This window comes from Pseudomonas sp. BTN1 (genome assembly GCF_001907715.1).
In the GTDB taxonomy this organism is placed as follows: domain Bacteria; phylum Pseudomonadota; class Gammaproteobacteria; order Pseudomonadales; family Pseudomonadaceae; genus Aquipseudomonas; species Aquipseudomonas paracarnis.
Genome location: NZ_MPBM01000044.1, coordinates 82374 through 95224, shown reverse-complemented (window position 1 = coordinate 95224; position 12851 = coordinate 82374). Strand labels below are relative to the sequence as shown.

At 61.0% G+C, this 12851-nt stretch carries 9 protein-coding genes; 4 read left to right on the top strand and 5 right to left on the bottom strand.

Annotated features, from left to right (window positions below; genetic code table 11):
- Positions 1-34: 34 nt before the first annotated feature.
- Both pta and BMH52_RS21895 read left to right on the top strand, forming a co-directional pair.
- A complete protein-coding gene (gene pta, locus BMH52_RS21900; RefSeq protein WP_003188396.1) occupies positions 35-2134 on the top strand; it encodes a phosphate acetyltransferase in 2100 nt (699 codons plus the stop codon).
- Entirely contained in the window at positions 2135-3034 is a 900-nt protein-coding gene (locus BMH52_RS21895; protein WP_073845037.1) for an acyltransferase, read from the top strand.
- 193 nt (positions 3035-3227) lie between these two features.
- Here the strand turns inward: BMH52_RS21895 and cysN are convergent, their stop codons facing one another.
- The 3 genes from cysN to BMH52_RS21880 all read right to left on the bottom strand — a co-directional run bounded on the left by cysN (position 3228) and on the right by BMH52_RS21880 (position 7064).
- Entirely contained in the window at positions 3228-5126 is a 1899-nt protein-coding gene (cysN, locus tag BMH52_RS21890) for a sulfate adenylyltransferase subunit CysN (RefSeq protein ID WP_003188392.1), read from the bottom strand.
- Positions 5127-5135: 9 nt separating this feature from the next.
- Positions 5136-6053: a sulfate adenylyltransferase subunit CysD gene (gene cysD, locus BMH52_RS21885; protein WP_016971196.1), complete on the bottom strand. Its 918-nt coding sequence runs from the start codon at positions 6051-6053 to the stop codon at positions 5136-5138.
- Positions 6054-6305: 252 nt separating this feature from the next.
- Positions 6306-7064 carry a Nif3-like dinuclear metal center hexameric protein gene (locus tag BMH52_RS21880; RefSeq protein WP_014716853.1) on the bottom strand — a complete coding sequence of 253 codons (759 nt, stop codon included), beginning with the start codon at positions 7062-7064 and terminating at the stop codon, positions 6306-6308.
- Positions 7065-7165: 101 nt separating this feature from the next.
- Between BMH52_RS21880 and algW the strand changes: the two genes are divergently transcribed.
- Both algW and BMH52_RS21870 read left to right on the top strand, forming a co-directional pair.
- The gene (algW, locus tag BMH52_RS21875; protein ID WP_003188388.1) at positions 7166-8326 is read left to right on the top strand and encodes a Do family serine endopeptidase AlgW; all 1161 of its coding nucleotides are present in this window, start codon (positions 7166-7168) and stop codon (positions 8324-8326) included.
- A 112-nt stretch (positions 8327-8438) separates the two neighbouring features.
- A complete protein-coding gene (locus tag BMH52_RS21870; protein ID WP_073845035.1) occupies positions 8439-10532 on the top strand; it encodes a TonB-dependent siderophore receptor in 2094 nt (697 codons plus the stop codon).
- Positions 10533-10879: 347 nt separating this feature from the next.
- On the opposite strand, the gene hemH is transcribed toward BMH52_RS21870, so the two are convergent.
- Together hemH and BMH52_RS21860 are read right to left on the bottom strand one after the other, a co-directional pair.
- Positions 10880-11905, bottom strand: a complete 1026-nt coding sequence (gene hemH, locus BMH52_RS21865) for a ferrochelatase (RefSeq protein WP_014716851.1) — start codon at positions 11903-11905, stop codon at positions 10880-10882.
- A gap of 14 nt (positions 11906-11919) precedes the next feature.
- A complete protein-coding gene (locus BMH52_RS21860; RefSeq protein ID WP_072434154.1) occupies positions 11920-12819 on the bottom strand; it encodes a TIGR01777 family oxidoreductase in 900 nt (299 codons plus the stop codon).
- Positions 12820-12851: the final 32 nt, after the last annotated feature.

Genomic DNA, 12851 nt, shown 5'->3' with positions numbered 1-12851 from the left:
CGCCACCCAAGCCATGCACCTCCAGAGAATTCGCATGCAGACTTTTTTTATCGCGCCCACCGATTTTGGTGTGGGTCTGACCTCCATCAGCCTTGGGCTGGTGCGCACCCTGGAACGGGCCGGCCTGAAAGTCGGTTTTTTCAAACCCATCGCCCAGCCACACCCTGGCGATACCGGGCCGGAACGCTCCACCGAGCTGGTGGCGCGCACCCACGGCCTGAAACCGCCGCAGCCCCTGGGCCTGGCTCACGTGGAGCGCATGCTCGGCGACGGCCAGCTCGATGAGCTGCTCGAAGAGATCATCACCCTTTACCAACAGGCAGCCGTAGGCAAAGACGTGCTGATCGTCGAAGGCATGGTGCCGACCCGCAGCGCCAGCTACGCGGCACGGGTCAACCTGCACCTGGCCAAGAGCCTGGACGCCGAAGTGATCCTGGTCTCGGCGCCGGAAAATGAAGTGCTCACCGAGCTTTCCGGCCGTGTGGAATTGCAGGCCCAACTGTTTGGCGGTCCCAAAGACCCGAAAGTGCTGGGCGTAATCCTCAACAAGGTACGCACCGACGAAAGCATGGAAGCCTTCTCGGCGCGCCTCAAAGAGCATTCGCCGCTGTTGCGCAGCGGCGATTTCCGGCTGCTCGGCTGCATCCCCTACCAACCCGAGCTGAATGCCCCGCGCACCCGCGACGTGGCCGACCTGATGGGCGCGCAGATCCTCAACGCCGGCGACTACGAAAGCCGGCGCATGACCAAGATCATCATTTGCGCACGCACCATGCGTAACACTGTCGAGCTGCTCAAACCCGGCGTGTTGGTGGTGACCCCGGGAGATCGCGATGACATCATCCTCGCCGTCAGCCTGGCCGCCATCAATGGCGTGCCGCTGGCCGGGCTGCTGCTGACCAGCGACACCCTGCCCGACCCACGCATCATGGATCTGTGCCGGGGCGCCTTCCAGGCCGGGTTGCCGGTGTTGTCGGTGAGCACCGGCTCCTATGACACCGCCAACCAGCTCAATAGCCTCAACAAGGAAATCCCTATCGATGACCGCGAGCGTGCGGAAATCATCACCGACTTCGTCGCCAGCCACCTCGATGCGCGCTGGCTGCACCAGCGTTGCGGCACGCCGCGGGAGATGCGCCTGTCGCCGGCGGTGTTCCGTTACCAGTTGATCCAACGCGCCCAGGCCGCCAACAAACGCATCGTGTTGCCCGAAGGCAGCGAGCCGCTGACCGTACAGGCCGCCGCAATCTGCCAGGCCCGCGGCATTGCCCGTTGCGTGCTGCTGGCCAAGCCTGCGGATGTGGAGGCAGTCGCCCGCGCCCAGGGTATCGACCTGCCCGAAGGCCTGGAGATTCTCGACCCCGACCTGATTCGCCAACGCTACGTGGAGCCGATGGTCGCCTTGCGCAAGAGCAAAAGCCTCAACGCGCCCATGGCCGAGCAACAACTGGAAGACACCGTGGTGATCGCCACCATGATGCTCGCTCTCGACGAAGTGGATGGCCTGGTCTCCGGCGTTATTCACTCCACCGCCAATACCATTCGCCCTGCCCTGCAACTGATCAAGACCGCGCCGGGCTGCACCTTGGTGTCGTCGGTGTTCTTTATGCTGTTCCCCGAGCAGGTACTGGTGTACGGCGACTGCGTGATGAACCCGCACCCAAGCGCTGCGGAACTGGCGGAAATCGCCCTGCAAAGCGCCGACTCGGCGGCCGCGTTCGGCATCACGCCACGGGTGGCGATGATCAGCTATTCCAGCGGTGACTCGGCCAGCGGCGAGGAGGTGGAAAAAGTCCGCGAAGCCACCCTGCTCGCCCACGAACAACAAAGCTCGCTGCTGATCGACGGCCCGTTGCAATACGACGCTGCCGCCAACGAAAACGTCGCCCGACAACTGGCGCCCAACAGCCAGGTGGCAGGCAAGGCCACCGTCTTTGTATTCCCGGACCTGAACACCGGCAACACCACCCACAAAGCCGTACAACGCAGCGCCGATTGCGTGAGCCTGGGGCCGATGCTCCAGGGCCTGCGCAAACCGGTCAATGACCTGCCACGAGGCGCCCAGGTGGACGACATCGTGTACACCATCGCCCTGACGGCGATCCAAGCCGCCAACCGACCCATGGATATCTAAATGCTGGATTTTCTACCTGCCGCCGTGCGCGGGGTGATCGCTTCGCTGTTGCTGGCGCTGAACACGATCCTGCTGTGTTCGTTCCTGTTTATCGTGGCGCTGTTCAAGGCGCTGCCGTTCGCCACGCGCCTGAGCGAATGGCTGATGAACCACACCCATGAAGCCTGGGTCACCAACAACAAGGGTTGGATGAACCTGGTGCGCCGTACGCGCTGGCACCTGACTGGCCTTGAGGGCCTGGACTACCAGCACTCGTACCTGGTGACCAGCAACCATCAGAGCTGGGTCGACATCATGGTGTTGCAGTACGTGCTCAATCGGCGCATTCGCCCCCTGAAGTTCTTCCTCAAGCAAGAGCTGATCTGGGTACCGGTGATTGGTCTGGCGTGGTGGGCGCTGGGCTTCCCCTTCATGAAGCGCTACAGCAAGGCTTATTTGGAGAAGCACCCGGAGAAGAAAGGCAAAGACCTGGAAACCACGCGCAAGACCTGTGCGAAGTTTCGCGACAATCCCGTGGGGATTTTCAACTTTGCCGAAGGCACACGCTTTACGCCGGGCAAGCATGCGCAGCAGCAGTCACCGTTTCGCTACCTGCTTAAACCCAAGGCGGGCGGCATTGCGTTTGTGTTGGATGCCATGGGCGAGCAGCTCAAGTCACTGATCAATGTGACCATCCACTACCCCGCCGGGCGCCCAGGTTATTGGGATTTGCTGTGCGGTAACGTGAAGGACGTGGTGGTGCACTTTGAAGAGGTGCAGATACCGGCCGAATTCATCGGCAAGAATTATGAGCAGGATGGGGAATATCGACTGGCGTTCCAGGGCTGGATCAACCAGTTGTGGCAAGACAAGGATGCATTGTTGGAACAGCTGCACAAAGACTTTCCGGCCAGCCGCTGATCAACATGTGGATGCAATTTAATGTGGGGGCTGGCTTGCCTGCGATAGCGGTGGATCAGCTAAGGATCAATAAACTGACAGGCCGCCATCGCAGGCAAGCCAGCTCCCACATTGACCGAGTCCACATTTGAGAATATGTAAAAAGCCCGCCACCGGGTAACCGGTGGCGGGCTTTTTTGTGCGGCAATAAAGCTTAGATCGCGCCGCGCTGACGCAACAGTTCCAGCACTTGCTTGACGCTGTCTTCCAGCGACAACGCCTGGGTGTCGATCACAAGGTCGGCATTCAGCGGCACGTCATACGGGAAGGATTCGCCAGGGATGTTATCCCCACCGGCCGCGTACAAACCTTGCGGGTCACGCTCGGCGCACACCAACGGCGATGCCTGCACGTAGACGGTCAGCAGTCGGTCCGCACCAATCAGCGCCTTGGCCTGTTCACGGCCTTCGGCATCCGGCGCAACGAAGGCTGCCAGAGTCAACAGGCCGGCTTCATTGAACTGACGCGCCACATGAGCGGCACGACGCCAGTTCTCGGTACGCCCGGCACGGTCCTGCGGCAACCCTTTGTTCAGGTCGTGACGCAGGTTCTGGCCATCCAGTACGAACACCGCACGGCCCATGTCGAACAGCTTGCGCTCGACCGCATAGGCCAGAGTGCTCTTGCCAGCGCCCGACAAGCCGCTGAACAACACCGTGGCCGGCTGCTGGCCGAAACGCAGGGCGCGCTCTTCGGTGGCGACATGCGCCAGGCTGCCGTGCTGCGCAGCGCCGCCATGACCCACCGGTGGCGCGATGATCATGCCTGCGGCGACCGTGCCGTTGGTCAAGCGATCGATCACGATGAACGCGCCGGTGGTGCGGTTGCTGTCGTAACCGTCCAGGGCGATGGCGGCGTCCAGGCTGACCTTGACCCGACCAATTTCGTTGAGCTGCAGCGAACTCGCCGGGCCTTCGGCCAGGGTGTTTACGTCCACGCGGTGCACGATGCTGGTGATGGAACCCGGCACGTAGCTGGTGGCGCGTTTGATGTCGTATTTCTTGCCCGGCAGCATCGGTTCTTCAGCCATCCACACCAGCATGGCGTCGAAGGCGTCGGTCACTTGCGGCACGTTGTCGGCATGCACCAACAGGTCGCCACGAGAGATGTCGATCTCATCTTCCATGGTCAAGGTCACGGCCTGGCCTGGGCCTGCGTGTTCCAGCTCACCTTCAAAGGTGACGATGGATTTGACGCGGCTGCTCTTGCCCGACGGCAATACCACCACTTCGTCGCCCTTGTGCACGATGCCGCTCGCCAGGGTGCCGGCAAACCCACGGAAGTTCAGGTTCGGGCGGTTGACGTATTGCACCGGGAAACGCAGGTCGGTGTAGTTGCGGTCGTTGGCGATCTCGACAGTCTCCAAGATCTCCATCAGGGACTGGCCGGTGTACCAGGGCGAACGCTCGCTCTTGTTCACCACGTTGTCGCCCTTGAGCGCCGACATCGGCACGAAGGCCAGGGTGCTCGGCTTGAATGCGATACCTTCGGCGAACTTCAGGTAATCGGCCTTGATCGACTCGAATACGCTTTGGTCAAAGCCGTTGATGTCCATCTTGTTGATGGCCACCACGATGTGTTTGATGCCCAGCAACGAGGCGATGTAGCTGTGACGACGGGTCTGGGTCTGCACGCCGTAGCGGGCGTCGATCAGGATGATCGCCAGGTCACAGGTGGACGCACCGGTGGCCATGTTGCGGGTGTACTGCTCATGGCCGGGGGTGTCGGCGATGATGAATTTGCGCTTGGCGGTGGAGAAATAGCGGTAGGCAACATCGATGGTGATGCCCTGCTCACGCTCGGCCTGCAGGCCATCGACCAGCAACGCCAGGTCGATATCGTCACCGGTGGTGCCGGACTTCTTCGAGTCGCGGGTAATGGCTTCCAGGTGATCTTCGTAGATCATCTTGGAGTCGTGCAGCAGGCGCCCGATCAGGGTGCTCTTGCCGTCATCGACGTTGCCGCAGGTCAGGAAGCGCAACATCTCTTTGCGCTCGTGCTGGCCCAGGTAGGCGAGGATGTCCTCGCTGATCAAATCAGATTGATGCGACATGACAGCCCCTTAGAAATAGCCTTGACGTTTTTTATCTTCCATCGAGCCTGCACCATCGTGGTCGATGACACGGCCCTGGCGCTCGGAAGTTCGCGTCAGGAGCATTTCCTGAATGATGTCCGTCAGCGTCTCGGCTTCGGACTCCACCGCACCCGTCAACGGGTAGCAGCCAAGGGTGCGGAAACGTACTTTCTTTTTGACGATACGGGCTTTGTCTTCGTCGGACAGGTGCTCGAGGATGCGGTCGTCGTCGATCATGATCAACGTGCCGTTCTTCTCGATCACCTCGCGCTCGGCGGCGAAGTACAGCGGCACGATCGGGATGCCTTCCAGGTAGATGTACTGCCAGATGTCAAGCTCGGTCCAGTTGGACAGCGGGAACACGCGGATCGACTCGCCCTTGTTGACGTTGCCGTTGTAGACGTTCCACAGCTCCGGGCGTTGGTTCTTCGGGTCCCAACGGTGCTTGCTGTCGCGGAACGAGTACACGCGCTCTTTGGCACGGGATTTCTCTTCATCGCGACGGGCACCGCCGAATGCTGCGTCGAAACCATGCTTGTCCAGCGCCTGCTTGAGGCCCTCGGTCTTCATGATATCGGTGTGCTTGGCACTGCCGTGGGTGAACGGGTTGATGTTCTGCGCCACGCCATCGGGGTTGATGTGGGTGATGAGGTCCAGCCCCAATTCCTCGACCATCTTGTCGCGGAACTTGTACATCTCCTGGAATTTCCAGCGAGTGTCGACGTGCATCACCGGAAATGGCAGTTTGCCTGGGAAGAAGGCCTTGCGTGCCAGGTGCAGCATCACGGCGGAGTCTTTACCGATCGAGTAGAGCATCACCGGGTTATCGAACTCGGCGGCGACCTCGCGGATGATGTGGATGCTTTCCGCCTCCAGCTGTTTCAGATGCGTCAGTTTGTCGACCATGGTTACTCACGGAAAAACGATCTTATGGACGGCCAGCGGGCCGTGTTCGAGCGAGGCATGCTAGCACAGCAACTTCTTCTATTTAGGGAGCCAGCTAGACCGAAACGGTATATGAATATGCCGCCGAGTTTGGCGCCCAACTCGCTCAATGTGGGATCTGGCTTGCCTGCGATACAGGCGCCGTGCTCCTTCAGGCTGACCGAGGTGATGCCATCGCAGGCAAGCCAGCGTCCACGGTGTTCATGCTGTGCTTTAGATCGGATTGGGGCAGTCGATGAACAGATGCTCCAGGGCAAAGCGCCGCGCCAGATAGTCGCCTAGCGCCTGCACGCCATAGCGTTCGGTGGCGTGATGGCCGGCGGCGATGAAGCTGATGTCGTTTTCCCGGGCGCTGTGGAAGGTCTGTTCGGACGCTTCACCGCTCAGGTACAAATCGACACCCGCGGCAATCGCCTGGTCGATGTAGCCCTGGCCGCCACCGGTACACCAGCCGACGCGGCGAATCATCTCGCTGCCTTCGATCAGCAGCGGTTCGCGGCCCATCACTTCCTGCACGCGGCGGGCGAAGTCGCGGGGTGACAAGGGCTCGGCCAGGGAGCCGACCAGGCCGACGATTTTTGGGTTGCCGGGGTCCAGCGGGCCTTCGACGGTGATGTCCAGGTGGCGAGCCAGTTGCACGTTGTTGCCGACATCGGCGTGCAGGTCCAGGGGTAAGTGGTAGGCCAGCAGGCTGATGTCATGCTTGAGCAGGGTTTTGAGGCGGCGCTGCTTCATGCCGGTGATGCATGGGTTTTCGCCCTTCCAGAAGTAACCGTGGTGCACCAGCACTAGGTCGGCCTTGGCTTCGACGGCGGCGTCCAGCAGGGCTTGGCTGGCGGTCACGCCGCTGACGATGCGCATCACTTGGGGCCGGCCCTCGACCTGCAGGCCATTGGGGCAGTAATCGGCAATTTTGGCGCTGCCGAGGTAGCGGTCGGCTTCCTCGACGAGGGTAGTAAGGGGCACGGCCATAAAAGACTCCTAAATATCCCGTTCGCAGGCGTCACAGCCTCGTATAATGCGCGACATTATGGGCGCTCTCCCGCCCCCTGCAACCTGTCAGGACTTACTTGATGCTCAAGGCACTGCGTTTTTTTGGATGGCCATTGTTGGCTGGCGTGCTGATCGCGATGCTGATTATCCAGCGTTATCCCCAGTGGGTGGGCCTGCCCACACTGGATGTGAACCTGCAACAGGCGCCGCAGACCAACACAGTGGTGCAGGGTCCAGTGACCTATGCCGATGCCGTGGTCATCGCCGCTCCGGCTGTGGTCAACCTGTACACCACCAAGGTCATCAACAAACCTGCGCATCCGTTGTTTGAAGACCCGCAATTTCGCCGCTATTTCGGTGACAACGGCCCCAAGCAGCGCCGCATGGAATCCAGCCTCGGCTCCGGCGTAATCATGAGCCCCGAAGGCTACATCCTCACCAACAACCACGTGACCACGGGCGCCGACCAGATCGTGGTGGCCCTGCGTGACGGCCGCGAAACCCTGGCCCGTGTGGTGGGCAGCGACCCGGAAACGGATCTGGCGGTACTCAAGATTGATCTGAAGAACCTGCCGGCCATCACCCTCGGCCGCTCCGACGGTTTGCGCGTGGGCGATGTGGCGCTGGCCATCGGCAACCCGTTCGGAGTGGGGCAAACGGTGACCATGGGCATCATCAGCGCCACCGGGCGTAACCAGTTGGGCCTTAACAGCTACGAAGATTTCATCCAGACCGACGCGGCGATCAACCCCGGCAACTCGGGCGGTGCGCTGGTGGACGCCAATGGCAACCTGACTGGCATCAACACCGCGATTTTTTCCAAGTCTGGCGGTTCACAGGGCATTGGTTTTGCCATCCCGGTAAAGCTGGCGATGGAAGTGATGAAGTCGATCATTGAGCACGGCCAGGTGATTCGCGGCTGGCTGGGCATTGAAGTACAGCCTTTGACCAAGGAACTGGCCGAGTCATTTGGCCTGACCGGGCGTCCAGGCATCGTGGTAGCGGGGATCTTCCGCGACGGCCCGGCGCAGAAAGCCGGCCTGCAACTGGGCGATGTGATCCTCAGCATCGACGGCGCGCCGGCGGGTGATGGCCGCAAGTCCATGAACCAGGTGGCGCGGATCAAGCCGACCGACAAGGTGGCGATCCTGGTGATGCGCAACGGCAAAGAGATCAAACTGTCGGCGGAAATCGGCCTGCGCCCACCACCGGCGACCGCGCCAGTCAAAGAAGAGCAATAACCGTCGCGACCCAAGCGCCCGTTCGCGGGCGCTTGTAAGGCCATATTTCTTAGCGATTCATTCTCATTAGGCATGTTATATTGTTTCAATATCGCTATTGGAACGCTCTATCATGTCGTCTCGAAAGTTTGTGCCCTTGGCCGGCCTGGCCCTGGGTTTGCTGCTCGACCCTGCCTACGCCGAAGAAAACACCCTGGAACTGGACACCATCAGCGTCACTTCCGACGCCTATGAATCCGCTACCGGTCCGGTCGACGGCTACCGTGCCACCCGCTCTGCCAGTGCGACCAAGACCGACACGGCCTTGCGCGACATCCCGCAGTCGATCAGCGTGATTCCGGCCACGGTACTCAAAGACCTGGGCAGTACCAGCGTTGAACGCGCCCTGGAATTCGCAGGCGGTGTGTCCAAGCAAAACAACTTCGGCGGCCTGACCCTCTACGAATACAGCGTGCGCGGCTTCACCACATCCGAGTTCTACCAGGATGGTTTCAGCGCCAACCGTGGTTACCCCAGCACCCCGGACGCGGCGAATATCGAGCGCATTGAAGTGCTCAAAGGCCCCGCCGCCAGCCTTTATGGGCGTGGCGATCCCGGCGGCACGGTGAATATCGTCACCAAGAAACCTCAGCCCGAGGCCTTCACCACGCTGCAAACCAGCGCAGGCAGTTGGGACCGCTACCGCACGGCGCTGGATGTGAATACGCCGCTGGACAGCGAGGGGCGCGTGCTGACGCGAGTGAACCTGGCCGTTGAAGACAACCACAGCTTTCGCGATCACGTCGACGCCAAGCGTGTGTTCGTCGCGCCCTCCTTCAGCTGGCAACTGGACCCGGACACCACGCTGCTGGTGGAAAGCGAATTCGTGCGCCACAGCTCCACCTTCGACCGGGGCATCGTCGCCAACACCGGCATGTCCCATTCCACCTTCCTCGGCGAGCCCAACGACGGCAATATCCGCAACCACAACAACCGCATTCAGGCGTCGTTGGAACACCACCTCAACGACGCCTGGAAACTGCGCCTGGCCAGCCATTACAAGCAAGGCAGCCTGTGGGGCGATGCTTCGGAAAGCCGAGCGTTGAACGCAGACGGCCACAGCGTCAATCGCCGCTACCGTGAACGCTCCACCGGTTGGCATGACAGCATCACCCAGCTGGAACTGCGCGGGGTGTTCGATATCGGCAGTTGGCAACATGAGCTGTTGATCGGCACCGAATACGAGGATTACCGCAAGAAAGAGCGTGTGACGACGATCGCTGGCGACTATCCCATCGACATCTACAAACCGGTGTACGGCCAGCCCAAACCCAACGGCATACGCTCCGGCACTGACTTCTTCGAACAAACCAAAAGCCACGCACTGAACCTGCAAGACCAGATCATCTTCACCGACCGCCTGCGCGGCATGATCGGTGCGCGCTTCGAACACTTCGAACAAAGCACCGACGACTTCACCCGCAACCACGCCAAGGGCCGCCAAACCCACGACGCCTTCACTCAGCGCGCCGGCCTGCTCTACCAGCTCACGCCAGAAGTCGGCGTGTTTGCCAACGCCTCCACGTCGTTCAAGCCCAATAGCGGCCTGGATGCCGGTGGCAAGTCCTTCAAGCCCGAAGAAGGCGTGGGTTATGAGGTGGGGGTCAAGAGCGAGCTGTTTGACGACCGCCTCAGCGCCACCCTGGCGGCCTTTCATATCGAAAAGGAAAACGTGCTGACCCTGGACCCGACGACCAACCTCAACCGCGCCATGGGCAAGGCCCGCAGCCAGGGCTTCGACCTGCAAGTAACCGGGCAAGTGACCGACGCAGTCCGCGTGATCGGCGCCTTGGCCTACATCGACGCTGAAGTGACCAAGGGCGACAAAATCATCCCCACGGGCAGCCGCATTCTCGGCGTGGCCAAGCGCAGCGGCAGTGTGTTGGGTGTGTATGAATTCCAGGACGGCGCATTGCGTGGCTCAGACCTGGGCGCAGCGTTCACCTATGTAGGTGACCGCTCAGGCGAAGCCGGCACAGGCTTCGAACTGCCCGCCTACCACACCGTGGATTTGCTGGCCCATTACAAGGCCACGCAGAACGTGACGGTGGGGCTGAACCTCAACAACCTGTTCAATGAAAGGTACTACGAGCGGTCCTACAGCAACTATTGGGTCAACCCCGGCGAGCCGCGCAACTTCACGGTTAGCCTGACCCTTAATCTGTAGATACAGTCAAAATGTGTGGCTTGCCTGCGATGACCATAGGTAATCACGATGCGAAGCGAGCCGCTCTTGATCTTGATCTGCTTGTGATCTTGATCTCAGGCGCCCCGTTAGACTGGGCCGGCATTCCGGCTCTTTTCCAAAGTGACCCGCTGTAAAAGCGGAACCCTAAGCAGCCGTTACCGCAGGAATGGATATGTACACAATCCAACTGTGTTGACTGCCATGCCGCCTTCGCGAGCAAGCCCGCTCCCACAGTTGGTCCGCGGGGGGTCAAGTAGGGAAGCGTCGCGGTTAGGCCGCCATCGCAGGCAAGCCAGCTCCCACAATTGGATCACCGCAGGGCTCGATTACAAGGCAACCGGCGCCCGTTCGCACAGGGTATTAAGCGCCGCCGCCCACTGCGGCTCGTCATTCAGGCAAGGCACCAACACCAACTCCTCGCCCCCCGCTTCACGAAATTGCTCGCGACCGCGATCGCCAATTTCCTCCAACGTCTCAATACAGTCGGCGACGAACGCCGGGCACATCACCAGCAGCTTCTTCACCCCTTGCTGGGCCAATGCCTCAAGGCGCGCCTCGGTGTAGGGTTCGATCCACTTGGCCCGGCCCAGGCGGGACTGGAACGCCACCGACCATTTGCCCTCCGGCAAACCCAGCCGCTCGGCCACATCCCGCGCCACGCTGAAGCACTGCGCGCGGTAACAGGTGGCAAGCACTTCAGGGGATGCGTTCTTGCAGCAGTCGGCGTCCTTGAAGCAGTGCTGGCCGGTAGGGTCGAGCTTGGTCAGGTGACGCTCAGGCAAACCATGGAAACTGAGCAGCAAGTGATCGTAATCCTGCTCCACATAAGCGCGCACACTCGCCGCCAGCGCATCGAGGTACTCAGGCTGATCGTAGAACGGTTGCAGGATCGAAAACTGCACATTCAGTTGCTTGTCGCGCACCACTCGCTTGGCTTCCTCTATCACCGTGGTGACGGTGCTGTCGGCAAATTGAGGGTACAACGGCGCCAGTGTGATTTTTTGAATACCCTGGGCGGCCAGGCGCGTCAGGACCGTTTCCAGGGACGGTTCGCCGTAACGCATCGCCAGTTCCACCGGGCCCTGGGTCCACTGCGCGGTCATCTGCTGTTGCAGGCGGCGGCTCAGCACCACCAGCGGCGAACCTTCGTCCCACCAGATCGACGCATAGGCATGGGCCGATTGCTCGGGGCGCTTGATCAGGATCAGCGACACCAGCAAGCGCCGCACCGGCCACGGCAAGTCGATCACATAAGGGTCCATCAGGAACTGATTGAGGTAGCTGCGCACATCGGCCACTGAAGTGGACTTTGGCGAACCCAGGTTGACCAGTAACAACGCGTGATCGGTCATGCAACATCCTATCTTTAGAGGCGGCTGGACAAGTCGTCCAGAGCCGCACGCAACTCAGTGAACTGGAAAGTGAAACCTTCGGCCTGCAGCCGTTCAGGCAAAGCCTTTTGCCCGCCCAGCAACAAGCCGGACAACTCACCCAGGCCAACCTTCAACGCAAATGCCGGCATCGGCATGAACGCCGGGCGGTGCAGCACCTGGCCCAAGGTCTTGGCAAATTCGCGGTTGCGCACCGGGTGTGGCGCGCAGGCATTATAAGGACCGTTGGCGTCTTGCTTGTGCAGAAGAAAATCAATCAGGGCGATTTGATCCTTGATATGCACCCAGGGCATCCACTGCCGTCCATTGCCAACCGGCCCGCCCAGCGCCAGTTTGAACGGCAGCAGCAGGCGCGACAAAAAGCCGCCCTCGGCAGACAGCACCAACCCCGTACGCACCAGCACCACGCGAATGCCCAAGGCTTCGGCACGCTGGGCGGTTTCCTCCCAGGCGATACACAACTGGCTGGGGAAGTCATCCAGCACCGGGCCGCTGGCTTCGGTCAGTTCGCGCTCGCCGCCGTCGCCGTACCAACCCACCGCAGAACCGGAGATCAGCACCGCCGGTTTTTGCTCCAGGCTTTCCATCCAGGCCAGCAAGGTTTCGGTGAGGTGAATGCGACTGTTCCACAGCACTGCCTTGCGCTTGTGGGTCCAAGGCCGGTCGGCGATAGGCGCGCCTGCCAGGTTGACCACCGCGTCCACCGCGCCAATCACCTCTTGTAGACGAGCCACCCCGAGCACCTGCGCACCACACACCTGGGCGACCGTTTCCGGTTGCCGGCTCCACACCGTCAGGCGATGGCCTTGCGCGAGCCAGTGCTTGCAGAGTTGGCGACCGATCAAGCCGGTACCGCCGGTCAGCAAAATATGCATGGGACTCTCCTCATGTAACGTTCGCCGCCGCT